The following is a 15,875-nucleotide window of genomic DNA, read 5'->3' as shown; positions in this document are numbered from 1 at the left end:
TCATCGAATCGGGGGCGCTTCGAAACCGAGCGCTGATGCGTTCCCCCTGCCCTCCGAACCGGAATCCGGTTGCTTCCCGATCGCCCGTGGCCCAGACTCTCCCCATGTCCCGATTCGGCCCGACGGTCCCCTACGACGCCACCGCGGTGCGCGCCGCCTGGGAGACCCTCCCCGCGTTCGTGCGCGACCGCGTCGTCGGCGAGCTCGGCGGCGCGCCCGCCGAGGTCCGCATGGCCGGCGGCGGCTTCAGCGGCGGCTTCGCCGCCCGCGTCCGCGCCGAGTCCGGCGCGGAGCTCTTCGTCAAGGCCGCGGGCCGCGACCGGTCCTGGGCGCTGGACGCCTACCGCCAGGAGGCCCGCGTCAACCCGGCCCTCCCCGACGGCGTCCCCGCGCCCCGCCTCGAGTTCGCGGCCGACTTCGAGGACTGGACCGTCCTCGGCTTCGAAGCCGTCGACGGCCGCGCGCCGACGCTCCCGATGTCCCCGCGCGACCTCGACCTGATGCTCGAGGCCTGGGCCGAGGCGGCCGCCGCCCTCGCCCCCGCGCCGCGGTCCCTGCTGGACATCGGCGTGCGGGCCGACCCCATCGGCGACAAGCTGCGCCAGTTCACCGGGGTCGCCTCCGGCTCGCAGCGGCCCTTCCCCGTCCCGGCGGTCCTGGAGGGCCGCGTCGACGACCTGGCCGCCCTCGAGTCGGGCATCGAGGAGGCGCTGAGGGCCGACTCGGTGACGCACTTCGACCTGCGCCCCGACAACATGGTCCTCGGTGCGGACCGCGCCTGGATCTGCGACTGGAACTGGGTGCAGGTCCACGCGACCTGGTTCGACACCGCGTGCCTCCTCGTGGCGGCCCACGGGGACGGCCACGACGCCGACGCCCTCTTCTGGAAGCACCCCACCGCCGCCGGCGTCGCCGCCGAGCAGCTCGACACCGCCCTGGCCTCGATCGCCGGCTACTACCTCGGCGAGTCGGCCGGCGACCTGATCCCGGACGTCTCCCCCTACATCCGCAGGCACCAGCGCTGGAGCGGCCTCGCGGCCGCCGACTGGCTGGCCGCGCGCCGGTCATGGTGACCATCATGTGGAATGAGGCTCCCATTTAATGAAATCGGGCGGATAGTCTCTTCGGCATGGCATCCGAGACGGCGAAGTACATCCACGGCCACCACGAGTCGGTCCTGCGGTCCCACTCCTGGCGCACGGCGGAGAACTCGGCGGCGCACCTGCTGCCGTACCTCAAGTCGGACCACGTGATCCTCGACATCGGCTGCGGCCCGGGCACCATCACCGCGGACCTGGCCGCGATCGCGCACGAGGGTCATGTGACCGGCGTCGACTACGCGGCCGGAGTGCTGGCCGAGGCCGCGGCGGCGGCCGCCGAGCGCGGGCTGACCAACACGCGGTTCCAGGAGGCCGACGTGCACGACCTCGCGTTCGCGGACGACTCGTTCGACATCGTGCACGCCCACCAGGTGCTCCAGCACGTGGGCGACCCCGTCCAGGCCCTGAGGGAGATGCGGCGCGTGACGAGGCCCGGCGGGCTGATCGCCGTGCGCGACAGCGACTACGCGGCCTTCACGTGGTTCCCCGAGTCGCGGGGGCTGACCCACTGGCTGGACCTCTACGAGACGGTGGCCCGGGCGGGCGGCGGGGAGCCGGACGCGGGGCGGAGGTTGAAGTCCTGGGCGCTGCGGGCGGGGTTCCCCGAGGCGGCGATCGAGGCCACCTCCTCGACGTGGACCTTCTCGGACGAGGCGGACCGCATCTGGTGGGGCGATCTGTGGGCCGAGCGCAGCCTGCACTCCGACTTCGCCGAGCAGGCCCTCGAAGGCGGCCACGCCACCCGGGAGGACCTGGAGGCGATCGCCGAGGCGTGGAAGGCCTGGGGGCGGGGCGAGGAGTCCTGGCTGATGATCCCCCACGGCGAACTCCTCTGCCGCGCTTGAGCATTGAAAAGCCGGGGCGGTAAGGCCGCGCCCTGGTCGGGCGCGGCCGGCTCGACTCCATGAATGATCTGCGTCACGATCCTCTTCGCAAGGACGGAAACTGTCGGTGCCGGTTCGCACACTTGGCGTACCGGATCAGTCCGGCACAACTGCACAGCAGGAGGAACCGATGTCCACACCCGAACTCGACGACCTCGCCGATGCCATCACCGCCGTATCGGGCGCGCGCAAGCGGATCGCCCTGACCGATCTGCTCCGCGAGACGGCCCTGAACATCCTGATCCTCAGCCGTATCGCGTCGAACCGGCTCGGCGACAAGCTCCGCCGCGAGGACATCGAAGCCGCGGCCGACCACTTGGCCGCCCAACTCCGCGACGCGGCCTGGGAACTCCCGCCGCCGATCCCCCAAGGGGCGATCTCCCCGCCTGATCCGGCCCGGCCGCCCCCGGAGGTCTGAAGACCCGACCGGGAACGCGGCGGCCGGCCGGTAAACGGCCGGCCGGTCCGGTGGTCTGTGAATCCGGCACCGGCCAAGCGCTGAACACGCCGTTCTGCTCGTAGACCAATGACATGCCGACCGATGCGATGAGTCCCCGAAGGTCGTCGCCGGGCGCTTCAGGAAGGAGGATCGCCAAGCCCGCCGGAGCGGGGTCGATGTGGCGGCGGTAGTCGAGGAGCTGCCCTATCGCCATCCGGATCGAGTCACGATCGGCCTTGGCCTTGGCCTCATAGAGGACCTCCGCCGTAGCGTCGAAGGTGTCGGTGCGCTGGATGCCGCGTTCGCCCTTGACCCTGATCTCGTAGCGATGCACCGCGTGGCCGCGCGCGACCAGATGCGCTTCGAACCTCGCGCACAGTTCGGCTTCGAGACGTTCCACTGCCGCTTCGTCCATCGCCTTGCGCGTGGTGCGGGTCCGGGTGTTGCGTTCGGCCGGGATGGTCCGGTTGGTGGTCTCCGCGGCGACGTCCTGCGGTGACGGCGGCTTCCACTTCGTGGCCGTGGTGTCCCGGGCGGGCGGCAGTCGGTGGTCGTCCTCCACGGCGATCTCGCCGACCGGGCGGAGCCGGAACACGAAGACCATCCGGAGGGCGCCGTTCTCGTCGGGGACTTCGCGTTCATAGAAGGGCTCGTCCTCGTCGAGTGCGAACTCGCCGAGGTACTCGAACTCCTGCGGTCGCCGGTTCGGTGCGCCGCTGGCCGCGAAGACCCGCAGGGTCCTCGAGTGCAGGGCGTGGTCGCGGATGGCCTTGTTCCCGATCCACATCTTCTGATGGCCCGCCGGGCCGTGGCCGGTGTACTCGAAGACCAGTTCGCCGTCGGGGTCGGCGAGCCAGCCGTCGTGGTAGCCGAGCTGCTCACCCCGGCCGGGATCCGAGTAGATCAGCACCGATGCGGACTCCCTGGAGGGCGCGATGCCGCCTTGAGGCGAACCGCCCCAGACCTCCCGGATCTCGGCGCGGCTGCGTTTGTCGCCGGGCTTGATCGTCTTGTCGTCGGGCATCGACCGTCGTGACCTCCGGCGCGGCGTGTCTTCAAGGGGGACACCAGTCTAGGCGGTCGAGAGGGCGGGCGGGGGCGGGAACCCGACGTCGTTTTTCGGCCGGGCGGCGGGGGCGGCGGCGGGTTCGATTGAGGCTTCCGCGGCTCGATCTCTGGAGGCTCCCGCCATGCATGTCGGTCTCGACTTGAAGGTGCTGTACTTCGGCACCCCCGTGGTGCTCGTCAGCACCCGCAACGCCGACGGGTCGGCGAACCTGGCGCCCATGTCCTCGGCCTGGTGGCTGAAGCAGTCGTGCATGCTCGGCATGGGGAACCGGTCCAAGACCACCGAGAACCTGCTGCGGGAGCGGGAGTGCGTGCTGAACCTGGCCTCCGCCGACATGGCCGCCTCGGTCGACCTGCTGGCGCCGCTGACCGGCGCCCGTCCCGTCCCGGAGACCAAGGCCGCCAAGGGGTACCGGTTCGAGGCCGACAAGTTCGGGGCGGCCGGGCTGACGCCGCAGGCGTCGGAGCGGGTCGCCCCGCCCCGGGTCGCCGAGTGCCCGATCCAGCTCGAGTGCGCGGTCGAGGCGGTGCACGCGTTCGCGGAGACGGCCAGCGCCGTCGAGGTGCGGGTCGTGCGGGCGCACGTCGAGGAGCGGCTCGTGATCCCCGGAACGGACCATGTCGACCCGGTCGGATGGGACCCGCTGATCATGAAGTTCTGCGAGTTCTTCGGCGGCGGCGCCAATGTGCACCCGTCCCGGCTCGCCGAGGCCTGGCGGATGCCGCATCAGGGGATGGCATCGTCCGGTTGACGCGGCGGCGGGGTCCTGGTATACCTCCCCTACGCGCCAGTAGGCGCCGTATCTGCTGCTGGGGAAGGCGCGGGCGATGGACAGCGACGTCATCGTGGTCGGAGCGGGGTTGGCCGGACTGGCGGCCGCCGCGGAGTTGGTGCGGCTCGGGAAGACCGTCACGCTGCTGGACCAGGAGGGCGAGCAGTCCCTTGGGGGCCAGGCGTTCTGGTCGTTCGGAGGATTGTTCCTCGTGGACTCGCCCGAGCAGCGGCGCATGGGCGTCAAGGACTCGCGCGACCTGGCGTGGCAGGACTGGCTCGGGACCGCCGGATTCGACCGGCCCGAGGACGAGTGGCCCCGCAAGTGGGCCGAGGCCTACGTCGACTTCGCAGCGGGCGAGAAGCGGGCCTGGCTGCACGGCATGGGCGTCCGGTTCTTCCCGGTCGTCGGCTGGGCCGAGCGCGGCGGCTACACGGCGCAGGGCCACGGGAACTCCGTGCCGCGCTTCCACATCACGTGGGGCACCGGCCCGGGCGTCGTGGAGCCGTTCGCGCAGCGGGTGCGCCGGGCGGCGCAGGACGGCAGGTTGCAGCTGAAGTTCCGGCACCGGGTCGACGAGCTGACGGTGACCGACGGGGCGGTGACCGGCGTGTCCGGGACGCTGCTCGCGCCCGACGAGTCGGCGCGGGGCGCCTCGACCAGCCGCGAGGCCCTGGGCGAGTTCTCGCTCGCGGCCGAGGCCGTGGTGGTCACCTCGGGCGGCATCGGAGGGAACTTCGACCTGGTGCGCGAGCACTGGCCCGCGCGCCTCGGGACGGCGCCGAAGCGGCTCATCTCGGGGGTCCCGGCGCACGTCGACGGCCGGATGCTGGGGATCGCCGAGCGCGCGGGCGCGGACCTGATCAACCGGGACCGGATGTGGCACTACACCGAGGGCATCGAGAACTGGGACCCGATCTGGCCGCACCACGGCATCCGGATCCTGCCGGGGCCGTCCTCGCTGTGGTTGGACGCGACCGGGAAGCGGCTGCCCGCGCCGCTGTTCCCCGGGTTCGACACCCTGGGGACGCTGGAGCACATCATGACCACCGGCCACGAGTACACGTGGTTCGTGCTGACCCAGAAGATCCTCGAGAAGGAGTTCGCGCTCTCGGGGTCGGAGCAGAACCCGGACCTGACCGGCAAGGACGTGAGGCTGCTGCTCAAGCGGGTGCTGCCGGGCGCCCCCGGGCCGGTGGAGGCGTTCAAGCAGCACGGCGCGGACTTCGCGGTGGCCGCGACGCTGCCCGAGCTGGTGGCGAAGATGAACGGGATCACCGGGGAGCACCTGCTGGACTTCGCGACGGTGCGGGCGGCGGTCGAGGCGCGCGACGCCGAGATGTCGAACACGTTCACCAAGGACTTGCAGGTCACGGCCTTGCGCGGAGCGCGCAACTACCGGGGCGACAAGCTGATCCGGGTGGCGTCGCCGCACCGGCTGCTGGACCCGAAGGCCGGGCCGCTCATCGGCGTGCGGCTGCACCTGCTGACCCGCAAGACCCTGGGCGGCCTGCACACCGATCTGGACGGGCGGGTGCTGCGCCCGGACGGGGAGCCGCTGCCAGGGCTGTACGCGGCCGGCGAGGCCGCCGGGTTCGGCGGCGGAGGGATGCACGGGTACCGGTCGCTGGAGGGGACGTTCCTGGGCGGGTGCCTGTTCTCGGGACGGCAGGCCGCGCGGGGGGTCGCGGCGTAGCCGAATGCGCCTGCGATCGCATACTGCCCCAGAGTGTCAGTTTATGCCCGTTTCATCCTTGACACGCCCGTTGCGCATGGCGGCGGCGGTCTAAGGTGGTCGGCAAGCGGCCTTCCTCACCCGCGGAACCGAGCACTCCTCGCTAACCGGGCGTGTTCCGCTAACATCCAGGGTTCTGCGGACTCCCGCCGGGCCCGACTCATCTCTCGGCGGTGCCCGCCGAAGCCGACTCGGGGCCGCGCGCCGAGGACCGGCACCTCACAACTCGTGGATGGTTGAGCATGAGCGACTATTACCGCCCCAACCCGGACCCCTCGGCCGAACCGCCGAAGGCGTACCCGGGCGGGAGCGCCGGTCCCGTCCGGCCCGCAGGTCACGCCGTACCGGGCAGACCCGTCGGCCCCGCGGTCCCCGGAGGCCCGGGAGTCCCCGGAGGCCCGGGAGTCCCCCCCGGCCCGGCGGCCCCCGGAGCGCCGGGAGCGCCCTCGAGCGGCAGCGCCTCCGTTCCCGGGAGCGGCCCCGCCGTCGGCAGCGTCCCCCGCGGGGGCGTCGGCCGGGCCTCGGTGGTCGGCGCCGCCCGCCCCAAGGCCGACGCCGGGCCCGCCGGCCCGGGGCGCAAAGGCAAGCGGAAGCGCATCTCGAAGCGCCGCCGCCGCGTCTACGCGGCCCTCATCATGGTGTGCCTCATGCTGCTGGGCACGATCACCGTGGCCGGCTCCTGGTTCTTCCAGAGCGTGCCCGAACCGCAGGACCTCGCATTCGGCGAGTCCACCACGTTCACCTACTCGGACGGCTCCACCCAGGTCGCGGGCTACGGCGAGTACACCCGCAAGCTCGTCGACAAGTACGAGGACATCCCGCCCACGGTCGTCTGGTCGCTGCTGGCCCTGGAGGACAAGGACTTCTTCGAGCACGAGGGCGTCGACTACAAGGGCACCATGCGCGCCCTGATCAACAACCTCAAGGGCGGCGACACCCAGGGCGCCTCGACCATCAGCCAGCAGTACGCGGGCATGGTCATGGACATCCGCGACGACCTCAGCTACGGCCGCAAGGCCCGCGAGGCCGTCATGGCCATGAAGCTGGAGCAGGACAACACGAAGGAGGACATCCTCCTCCACTACCTGAACCTCAACTTCTACGGCCGCGGCACCTACGGCATCGCCGCCGCCGCCCAGACCTGGTTCGGCAAGAACGTCGAGGACCTCACCTGGGGCGAGGGCATGATGCTGGTCATGCAGGTCAAGGCCGGCGACGGCTCGTTCGACCCGCGCATCGCCGGGGAGGACAGCACGGCCCCGCTCGACCGCTGGACCCACGGCATGGAGTCCCTGCTCACCCTGACCGACGACCTCGACGAGGAGCAGCTCGCCCAGGTCCAGGAGCAGCTGGACGCCGGGATGCCCGAGACCCTCGACGCCCTGGAGAACCCCGGCTCGTGGGGGCACGACACCCCCACCGGCTTCATCACCAACCCCACCGACGGCTACGTCTGGGCCGAGCTGGAGAGCCGCTACGGCCTGACGCAGAACGACTTCTACGGCAAGGACGAGAACACCGGCGGCTACACCGTCGAGCTCACCATCGACCCGGACGTCCAGAAGCAGGCGTTCACCACGGCGAGCCGGGGCGACCTGCGGCGCGAGAAGAACGAGGACGGCAACCTGGTCGACGAGGAGGGCAACATCGTCACCGAGACGGCCGCCGCCGAGGAGTACCGCAACGACGACGGGTTCTTCGAGTTCGTCAACGAGAACGAGGACGCCGCGCTCTACGAGTACAACGAGTCGATGGCCAGCGCCGTGGTCGCGGTCGACCCGAACACCGGCGCCGTCCTGGGCTACTACGGCGGGGACAACGGCCTGGGCATCGACAAGGCCGGCATGGAGAACCCGCACCCGCCGTCCTCGACGTTCAAGATGGTCACCGCCGCGACCGCGATCATGAACGGCGACTCGATCGACTCGTGGTGGAACGCCGACTCGCCGCGCGCGTTCGAGAGCCTCGGATCCACCAACGGCGGCGAGCTCCACAACTCCGGCAGCGACGCGTTCGAGGACATGACCCTGACCGAGGCGGTCCGCAGGTCGAAGAACACGCCGATGTACGCGATCGCCGAGGACTACGGCGCCACCACGGTCCTGGAGACCTCGATCCGGATGGGCCTGCGCACCATGCAGAACCAGTCGACCGGCGACATCTACCGGTTCTACGTCGAGGACGACGGCACGATCACCTACACGGTGCACAACGTCGTCCCCGACGGCGAGGGCTACGTCACCGACGCGAACGGCAACATCGACCCGATGGCCTCGGTCAACGGGTACGAGAACGGAGAACCGATCCGCACGCCGCTGGACCTGGAGGACCCGCGCTCCCCGTTCGACTACCAGATCAGCTTCGGCCAGTACCCGACCTCGGTCATGGACATGGCCGCGGTGTACGCCACGATCGCCAACGACGGCGAGTACGTCGAGACGCACTTCGTCTCGAAGGTCATCGACCGCGACGGCGAGGAGGTCCCGCCGATCCGCGAGCTGGAGACGGACCAGGCGCTGGACGCCGGGATCGCCCGCGACCTCCAGTGGGTCGGCTCCGAGATCGAGGGCGACGGCGGCGCGATCGACCGGCCCTACACCGGCAAGACCGGCACCTGGGAGGCCGGCGACGACTACGACGAGAGCGCCAACGCCCACACCTGGTACGTCGGCGCGATCCCGCAGCTGAGCATCGCGGCGTGGGTCGGCAACGCGACCGCCGAGTCGGCGCCGCTGCTGAACACCGACGGCGGCACCAGCAACGTCTTCGGTGGCACCTTGAGCTACCCGGTGTGGAAGCAGTTCATGGAGGGCTCGATCGAGGCCGAGGGCTGGGACGCCGAGGCCTGGGGCGAGCCGATGCACTCCGGTTCGCCGTCCATCCGCGACATCCTCAACGAGAACGGCAAGGTCGACGCCGACAGCAAGTACTGCGCGCAGTTCCCGACCGACTCGCACTGCGAGCAGGCGCCGCCGCCCAACAACAACGGCAATGAGCAGTGCGACCCGATCTCCGAGGCGTTCGGCCTGTGCGAGCCGGGCGGGGGCGAGAACGGCGGCCGGAACGGGAACGACAATGGGAACAACAACGGCAACAACAACGGGAACGGACGCGATGACGACGACTGAGGCGCGGCGCGCCTGAGCCCTGACGCCGACGGGCCCGGCGGGACGATCACCGTCCCGCCGGGCCCGTCGGCGTTCGCGGAGGACGCGGGACCGGCCCGCGACGGGGCTCAGGCGAAGGCGCGGCCCTCGCCGCGGTAGGTCGGGACCTCGTCCACGACCTCGCCGCCGGAGACGAGGTGGATCGAGTTGACGCGCTCGGCCAGCTCGCCGGCCTTGGCGTGGCGCATCCACACGCGGTCGCCGATCGCGAGGCCGTCGGCGGCCCGGCCGCGCAGCGGCGTCTGGACCTCGCCGGCGCCCTCGGTCCTGGAGAACTTCAGACCGGCGGGGAACGTCGGCTTGGGGAGCCGGTCGGGTCCGGGCACGCCGGAGGCGATCCAGCCGCCGCCGAGCGCGGTCACGATCCCCGGGCGCGGGCGCCTGACCACCGGGAGCGCGAAGAACGCGGCCGGGAGGGGGCGGATCGACCGGTACCCGTCGAACAGCGCGGGCGAGTAGAGCCCCGAGCCCGCCGCGATCTCGGTGACGGACGGGTCGGCGGCGGTCGAGACGACCGAGCCGGTGCCGCCGCCGTTGACGAACTCGAGGTCGGCGACGCTGCGGACGGCCGCGACGGCCTCGCCGCGGCGCTCGGCCAGCTCGGCCCTGGAGATCCGCTGCATCAGCCGCACCAGCGGGTAGCGCAGGACCGCGGCGCTGTAGGCGTCCTGGATGCCCGCGATCTGGCCCTCGTACCCCATGACGCCGACCAGGCGCACCCCCGGTCGCTTGTCGATCTCGTGCGCCATCGCGATGGCCTGCTCGGGCGTGTGCACCGGGGAGCGGTGGGCGCCGATGTGGACGCGTCCGCCGAGCAGTTCGAGGGAGACGTCGAGCTCCAGGCACAGCCGCAGCGGCCGCGACGGGTTCGGCTCCACATGGCGCTGGAGGAAGTCCAGGTGCTCGACCGAGTCGACCATGAGGGTGATGCGGCGCGCCAGCTCGTCGTCGGCCGCGAGCGCGCGCAGCGCGTCGGTGTCGGCGGTCGGGTAGGCGACGACGACGTCCTCGAACCCGCCGTCCCCGTCGGCGGCGAGCCACAGCGCCTCGGGAAGGGTGAAGCCGAGGACGCCCTTGAAGCCCGGCTGGCCCAGGGCCCGGCGCATGAGCGCCCGGCAGCGCAGCGACTTGCTCGCCAGGCGCAGGGGCTTGCCGATCGCGTTGCGGCGCAGGATGGCCGCGTTCGTGTCGAAGGCGGCGAGGTCGACCACGGCGAACGGCGGCTGGAGTCCCCTGGTGGCGCGGCCCAGTTCGGCGAACCGGTGCTCGGGCGCGCCCGTTCCGGGCGGGGCATCGGTCCTCGTAACTCCGTGGTAGCCCATCCGACTTCCCTTCCGCAGGTCATGTGGGGTTAGTTGGCTTCCCTCCCTCCCCGGAGGGAGCGGAGTCCGACCGGTCGCCCGGTTGGGTTTCCTGTTTCGTCGACGGTCGCCGCCGCGCTAGGAGCGCTTTGGTCTTACACCGTCTCCACAGGCTGCAACGGCCAGCCCGGCCGCCAGAATGTTCTTGGCCGCGTTCGCATCACGGTCTTCCACATGCCCGCATGCCTTGTCAGAGCAGGTGAAGGTGCGCGCATTGAGCGGCATGGTCCGCTTGATGGTCCCACAGGCGGAGCAGATTTTGGAAGAGGGCATGAACCGGTCGACGACGACGAGGTCCCGGCCGTACCATTCGGCCTTGTACTCCAGCATCCTGCGGAAGGTCGACCAGGAAGCGTCGGCGATCGCTCGAGCGAGGGTGTGGTTCGACAGCATTCCACGCACATTCAGGTCTTCGACCGCGATCACTTGGTTTTCGCGAACCAGTCGAGTGGTGAGCTTGTGCAGGAAGTCGCGCCGTCGATCCGCCACCCGCGCATGCGCGCGAGCCAGACGAATCTGGGCCTTGTGGTAGTTGTTCGATCCTTTCCGCTTGCGTGAGAGCGCCTGTTGGCGCTGGCGGATGCGCGCCCGGTCGCCACGCTCATGGCGGGGGTTCACGATCCGCTCACCGGTTGAAAGCGTGAACAGGGCCGACAGCCCCGCATCCACCCCGACCGCTTCGCCACGCTCGGGCAGGGTGGGGATGTCTTCCTCGATGAGCATCGAGACGAACCAGCGGCCCGAAGCATCGCGGGAAACGGTCACCATCGTGGGCTCCGACCCATGCGGCAGCGGCCTGGACCACCTGATCCGCAGCGGGTCCGCCTGCTTGGCAAGCCTCAACTCGCCGGCACGGAACGTGAATGCGGACTTCGTGTACTCGGCCGAACCGGTCCCGACCCGCTTTCGCTTGAAGTGTGGGTAGTCAGTTCGCTTCTCGAAGAACCCCGCATACGCATGCTGAAGGTGCCTGAGCGCCTGCTGCAACGGAACGGATGAAACCTCGTTGAGGAATGCGAGGTCGTTGCGCCGTTTCCACTTCGTCAGCAACGCCGAGGTCTGGACGTAGTTGACCCGCTCCTGACGGCGGTACCAGGCTTTCGCTCTGGCATCCAGCGCCATGTTGTAGACCAGGCGGACACATCCGAACGTCTGAACCAGCTGCCGAGCCTGTTCAAGCGTCGGATAGCACCGAAATCTGTATGCCCGGTGCCGGGCCGTGATCGCCATGTCTCACATAATACGAATGCAGATGGTAAGACTCTTTCTCAGGTCTTGCCCCCACGCAAACAATGGTCCCGTTCCTCGTGGCCTACCGTGGCAACCTCCGTGAGAGCGGTCGGGGCGCTTGGGAAATGGAGACGGTGAAGACTAATGTGAAGTGCACCTCAAATTCAACCGGAGTGGATATGGGAGCCGCCGCGATGGGATCCTCACCCTGGCAGAACTGGTCGGGCACCGAGAGCGCCGATCCGGCACGGACCGTCAGGCCCGGCAGCGCCGACGAGCTGGCCACCGCGGTGGTCGACGCGGCCGCGGACGGCCTGCGCGTCAAGGCGGTCGGCGCGGGGCACTCCTTCAGCGGCATCGCCGCCCCCGACGGGGTTCAGGTGGACATGGGCGGCCTCGACCAGGTGGTCGCGGTCGAGCAGCGCACGGGCCTGGTGACGGTGGAGGCCGGGATGCCGCTGTGGCGGCTCAACGAGATCCTCGACGCGCACGGGCTGGCGCTGGAGAACATGGGCGACATCGACCGGCAGACGATCTCGGGGGCGATCTCGACCGGGACGCACGGCACCGGCGACCGCTACCGGGGCTTCGCGTGGCAGGTGAAGGGCTTGAAGCTGGTGCTCGCGGACGGGTCGACCGCGCGGTGCACGGAGTTCGAGCGGCCCGAGCTGTTCGCCGCGGCCCGGCTCGGGCTCGGGGCGATCGGGGTGATCGCGGAGGTGACGCTCCAGTGCGTCCCGGCGTTCCGCCTCAAGGCGGTCGAGCGGCCCGAGCGGCTGGACGCGGTCCTGGAGGGCCTCGACGAGATGGTGGCCGAGAACGACCACTTCGAGTTCTACTGGTTCCCGCACACCGAGCGGACGCTGACGAAGCGGAACAACCGCTACGCGATGTCCGAGCCGAGCCGGTCGCCGGGCGCCCTGTCGTACTGGTGGAACGAGGGCTTCACCGAGAACACCCTGTTCGAGGCGAGCAACCGGGTCGGGGCGCGGTTCCCGCGGATGGTGCCGGGCCTGAACCGGCTGGCCGGGCGCGTCTGGAGCGCCCGCGAGTACACCGACCGCTCGCACCGGGTCTTCGCCTCGCCGCGGACGGTGCGCTTCCGCGAGATGGAGTACGCGCTGCCGCGCGAGGCGCTGCCGGGGGTGCTGCGCGAGCTCAAGTCGATGGTGGAGCGGCAGGGGCACACCGTCTCGTTCCCGGTGGAGGTGCGCTTCGCGGCCGCCGACGACATCTGGCTGTCGACGGCGCACGGGCGCCGGACGGCCTATGTGGCGGTGCACCAGTACCACCGGCACGACCACGGACCGTACTTCAAGGACTGCGCGGCGGTCTTCGACGCGGCAGAGGGGCGGCCGCACTGGGGCAAGATGCACTCATTGGACGCCGCGACGCTGACGAAGCGGTACAAGCACTTCGAGGACTTCCTGAGGGTCCGGAACGAGACCGACCCCGACCGGCGGTTCGCGAACGCGTACCTGGACCGGGTCCTCGGCCCCTGAGGGGCGGGACGTCCGGTCACTTCGGATGATCGCTTCGCGACACAGCGCCCATTTTCGCACAGGCATGCGAAACAATGGACCTCCCGGTGCCGGGCTGTCGGGCCCGTGGGCTACCTTGTGGCCGTGGCAGAGGTGCGCTTCCGAAGACTCGATGAACTGACCGACGACGAGGTGTACGCGGCCTACGAGCCGCCCGGGCCCGACTGGCTGCGGGTCAACTTCGTCTCCAGCGCCGACGGCGCCGCGACCCTCGAGGGGGTCTCGGGTCCACTGTCCGGTGAGGAGGACAAGCGGGTCTTCAAGGTCCTGCGGGCCCGGTGCGACGTGCTCGTCGCCGGGTCGGGGACGGTCCGCACGGAGGGGTACGGGCCGCTGGTGCTCTCCCCCGACCGGATGGCGTGGCGCCGGGCGCGGGGCCTGCCGGAGGTGCCGGTCATGGCGATCGTCTCGCGCACGGCCGCGCTCGACCCCGGCTCGGGGATCTTCACCGAGGCGCCCCGGCGCCCGATCCTCATCGTCCCGGCGGACCTGGCGAAGGAGCGGCTCGAGCCGTTCCTAGCGGTCGCCGACGTGATCGCCGCCGGGGAGGGCGAGGTCGACCTCGCCGCGGCCGTGGCGGCGCTGCGCGAGCGGGGCCTGCGGCAGGTCCTGTGCGAGGGCGGGCCGCACGTCTTCGGGTCCCTCGTCGAGGCCGACCTGGCCGACGAGCTGGACCTCACGCTCGCGCCGAAGCTGGTCGGGCCCGGTCCGATGCGGATCGCCGAGGCCCACGGCGCCGGTCGCGGCGCGCAGCCGACGGCCGCCGCGGCGCGGCCGCTCGTGCTGCGACACGTCCTCGAAGCCGGGGGCAACCTCATGCTGCGCTACATGCGAGGATCGAGCGATGAGTGAATCGGTGGGACGCGTGCTCGGCACGGAGGACGCGACGCCCCTGTCGTTCTGGGTCGGCGTCGGCCCCGAGGCCTACGCCCAGCTCGACGACGTGCTGACCACCGAGCGCCAGGTCCCGGGGGTCGGCGCCGTCCGCATCTCGGGCGTGGTCACCTCGGTCCGCTCGCGCCACGAGGGCGCCCAGTTCGACTCCGACGTCTTCGACATCGCCGGGGGCCTGCTCCCGGCGCAGGTGCAGGAGGCCGCCGAGGTCACGGTGACGCGGGTCGAGCCGGAGGTGTTCGTGCCGCCGCGCCCGGGCGCCGAGGTCCAGCGCGCCACCGGCGAGGACCGCGAGCGGGCCCTGTACTTCGACGGCATGAGCCGTCAAGTGCCCCTTGGGTTCTCGCGGGACGGGCAGCCGGTGTTCCTGAACCCGGACTTCCTCGACGGCACCCGGGGCGCGCACGTCTCCATCTCGGGCATCTCCGGCGTCGCCACGAAGACCTCGTTCGCGACCTGGCTGCTGTACTCGCTGCTGCACTCGGGCGCGCTCGGCGCCGAGGCCGCGAACACCAAGGCGCTCATCTTCAACGTCAAGGGCGAGGACCTGCTGCTCCTCGACCACGACAACTCGAAGCTCGACGACGCGATCCGCGAGTCCTACCGGCGCCTGGGCATGGAGCCCGGCGCGTTCAAGTCCGTCGAGGTCCTGGCCCCGCCGCGCGAGGGCGACGCGAACGGCATCCCGGACGTGGCGTGCCGGTCCACCGGCGTCGACGCGTTCTACTGGACCCTCGCCGAGTTCTGCCAGCTGAGCCTGCTGCCGTTCGTGTTCGCCGACGGCGACGACGACCGCCAGCAGTACACGATGGTCGTCCACCAGGTCGCCGCCCGCCTGCGCAAGGAGGCCCGCCCCAAGGACAACGGCGCGATCAGCGTCGACGGGCAGCTGCTCACGACCTACCGCGACCTCGTCGACCTCGTCTGCGAGCGCCTCGCCGACGACGAGACCCGCACCGAGTGGGCCGGGTCCGCGATCGGCCTGGGCACCGTGAACGCGTTCATCCGGCGGCTCATCGCCTCGGGGCGCGACATCGGCCGCCTCATCCGCGGCGACCTGCCGCCCCGCGGCGCGGCCCTCGCCTCCGAGGCGCAGGTGACCGTGGTCGACCTCCACAACCTGCCCGACCGGGCGCAGCGCTTCGTCGTGGGCGTGGTGCTGCGCACCGAGTTCGAGCGCAAGGAGAAGGCGGGCTCGGCCCGGCCGCTCCAGTTCGTCGTCCTCGACGAGCTCAACAAGTACGCGCCGCGCGAGGGCACCAGCCCGATCAAGGACATCCTGCTCGACATCGCCGAACGCGGCCGCTCGCTGGGGGTCATCCTCATCGGCGCGCAGCAGACCGCGTCCGAAGTGGAGCGGCGGATCGCCTCGAACTCGGCGATCCGCGTCGTCGGCCGGCTCGACGCCGCCGAGGCCACGCGCCCCGAGTACGGGTTCCTCACCCAGGCGCAGCGGATGCGGGTGCTCATGGCCAAGCCCGGCACCATGTTCGTGGCCCAGCCCGAGCTGCCGGTGCCGCTCGTGGTGAACTTCCCGTTCCCCGCCTGGGCCACCCGCCCCGCCGAGGCCGGGTCCGCGCCCGCCACCGCACGGCCGGGCCGTGCCATCTCGCCCACTGCCCGGGTCGACCCGTTCGACCTCGCCGGCGACGACGAAGACGACATCCCGTTCTAGGAGCCTGA

General features: G+C 70.9%; 11 protein-coding genes. 8 read left to right on the top strand and 3 right to left on the bottom strand.

All coding sequences use genetic code 11. The features are described from left to right. Positions 1–104: 104 nt before the first annotated feature. Both LO763_RS16575 and LO763_RS16570 read left to right on the top strand, forming a co-directional pair. On the top strand, positions 105–1,073 hold the full coding sequence (locus LO763_RS16575) for a phosphotransferase (RefSeq protein WP_230786353.1): 969 nt from the start codon (positions 105–107) through the stop codon (positions 1,071–1,073). Between the two features lie 56 nt (positions 1,074–1,129). Further along, positions 1,130–1,945 carry a class I SAM-dependent methyltransferase gene (locus LO763_RS16570; RefSeq protein WP_230786351.1) on the top strand — a complete coding sequence of 272 codons (816 nt, stop codon included), beginning with the start codon at positions 1,130–1,132 and terminating at the stop codon, positions 1,943–1,945. Positions 1,946–2,229: 284 nt separating this feature from the next. Here the strand turns inward: LO763_RS16570 and LO763_RS16565 are convergent, their stop codons facing one another. Continuing rightward, on the bottom strand, positions 2,230–3,447 hold the full coding sequence (locus tag LO763_RS16565; protein ID WP_230786350.1) for an SRA domain-containing endonuclease: 1,218 nt from the start codon (positions 3,445–3,447) through the stop codon (positions 2,230–2,232). A gap of 166 nt (positions 3,448–3,613) precedes the next feature. Between LO763_RS16565 and LO763_RS16560 the strand changes: the two genes are divergently transcribed. From LO763_RS16560 to LO763_RS16550, 3 genes are all read left to right on the top strand, one after another. After that, positions 3,614–4,243 (top strand): flavin reductase family protein, encoded by a 630-nt coding sequence (locus LO763_RS16560; protein WP_230786348.1) that lies wholly within the window; start codon positions 3,614–3,616, stop codon positions 4,241–4,243. Between the two features lie 58 nt (positions 4,244–4,301). After that, a complete protein-coding gene (locus LO763_RS16555; protein WP_255672655.1) occupies positions 4,302–5,960 on the top strand; it encodes an FAD-binding dehydrogenase in 1,659 nt (552 codons plus the stop codon). Positions 5,961–6,241: 281 nt separating this feature from the next. After that, positions 6,242–9,127, top strand: a complete 2,886-nt coding sequence (locus tag LO763_RS16550) for a transglycosylase domain-containing protein (RefSeq protein ID WP_230786345.1) — start codon at positions 6,242–6,244, stop codon at positions 9,125–9,127. Positions 9,128–9,234: 107 nt separating this feature from the next. On the opposite strand, the gene LO763_RS16545 is transcribed toward LO763_RS16550, so the two are convergent. Both LO763_RS16545 and LO763_RS16540 read right to left on the bottom strand, forming a co-directional pair. Then, positions 9,235–10,488: an amino acid deaminase/aldolase gene (locus LO763_RS16545; RefSeq protein WP_230786344.1), complete on the bottom strand. Its 1,254-nt coding sequence runs from the start codon at positions 10,486–10,488 to the stop codon at positions 9,235–9,237. A 117-nt stretch (positions 10,489–10,605) separates the two neighbouring features. Beyond that, entirely contained in the window at positions 10,606–11,757 is a 1,152-nt protein-coding gene (locus tag LO763_RS16540) for an RNA-guided endonuclease InsQ/TnpB family protein (RefSeq protein WP_230786342.1), read from the bottom strand. Positions 11,758–11,951: 194 nt separating this feature from the next. Between LO763_RS16540 and LO763_RS16535 the strand changes: the two genes are divergently transcribed. The 3 genes from LO763_RS16535 (at position 11,952) to LO763_RS16525 (ending at position 15,867) form a co-directional block, all read left to right on the top strand. Next, positions 11,952–13,259 (top strand): D-arabinono-1,4-lactone oxidase, encoded by a 1,308-nt coding sequence (locus tag LO763_RS16535; protein ID WP_230786341.1) that lies wholly within the window; start codon positions 11,952–11,954, stop codon positions 13,257–13,259. A gap of 123 nt (positions 13,260–13,382) precedes the next feature. Next, complete coding sequence (locus tag LO763_RS16530; RefSeq protein ID WP_230786339.1) at positions 13,383–14,150, top strand: pyrimidine reductase family protein; 768 nt, start codon at positions 13,383–13,385, stop codon at positions 14,148–14,150. After that, on the top strand, positions 14,143–15,867 hold the full coding sequence (locus LO763_RS16525; RefSeq protein ID WP_230786337.1) for an ATP-binding protein: 1,725 nt from the start codon (positions 14,143–14,145) through the stop codon (positions 15,865–15,867). The genes LO763_RS16530 and LO763_RS16525 overlap by 8 nt, the downstream gene beginning before the upstream one ends. The last annotated feature ends 8 nt before the right edge of the window (positions 15,868–15,875 follow it).

Source organism: Glycomyces amatae, assembly GCF_020991375.1.
Classification (GTDB): domain Bacteria; phylum Actinomycetota; class Actinomycetes; order Mycobacteriales; family Micromonosporaceae; genus Glycomyces; species Glycomyces amatae.
The sequence above is the reverse complement of the archived record's forward strand: the minus strand, read 5'-3'. Positions and strand labels throughout refer to the sequence as shown.

Excerpts from the sequence above, each read along its gene's own strand:
- LO763_RS16575 (WP_230786353.1), top strand. The coding sequence starts at position 105 with ATGTCCCGATTCGGCCCGACGGTCCCCTACGACGCCACCGCGGTGCGC.
- LO763_RS16570 (WP_230786351.1), top strand. The coding sequence starts at position 1,130 with ATGGCATCCGAGACGGCGAAGTACATCCACGGCCACCACGAGTCGGTC.
- LO763_RS16565 (WP_230786350.1), bottom strand. The coding sequence starts at position 3,447 with ATGCCCGACGACAAGACGATCAAGCCCGGCGACAAACGCAGCCGCGCC.
- LO763_RS16560 (WP_230786348.1), top strand. The coding sequence starts at position 3,614 with ATGCATGTCGGTCTCGACTTGAAGGTGCTGTACTTCGGCACCCCCGTG.
- LO763_RS16550 (WP_230786345.1), top strand. The coding sequence starts at position 6,242 with ATGAGCGACTATTACCGCCCCAACCCGGACCCCTCGGCCGAACCGCCG.
- LO763_RS16545 (WP_230786344.1), bottom strand. The coding sequence starts at position 10,488 with ATGGGCTACCACGGAGTTACGAGGACCGATGCCCCGCCCGGAACGGGC.
- LO763_RS16540 (WP_230786342.1), bottom strand. The coding sequence starts at position 11,757 with ATGGCGATCACGGCCCGGCACCGGGCATACAGATTTCGGTGCTATCCG.
- LO763_RS16535 (WP_230786341.1), top strand. The coding sequence starts at position 11,952 with ATGGGATCCTCACCCTGGCAGAACTGGTCGGGCACCGAGAGCGCCGAT.
- LO763_RS16525 (WP_230786337.1), top strand. The coding sequence starts at position 14,143 with ATGAGTGAATCGGTGGGACGCGTGCTCGGCACGGAGGACGCGACGCCC.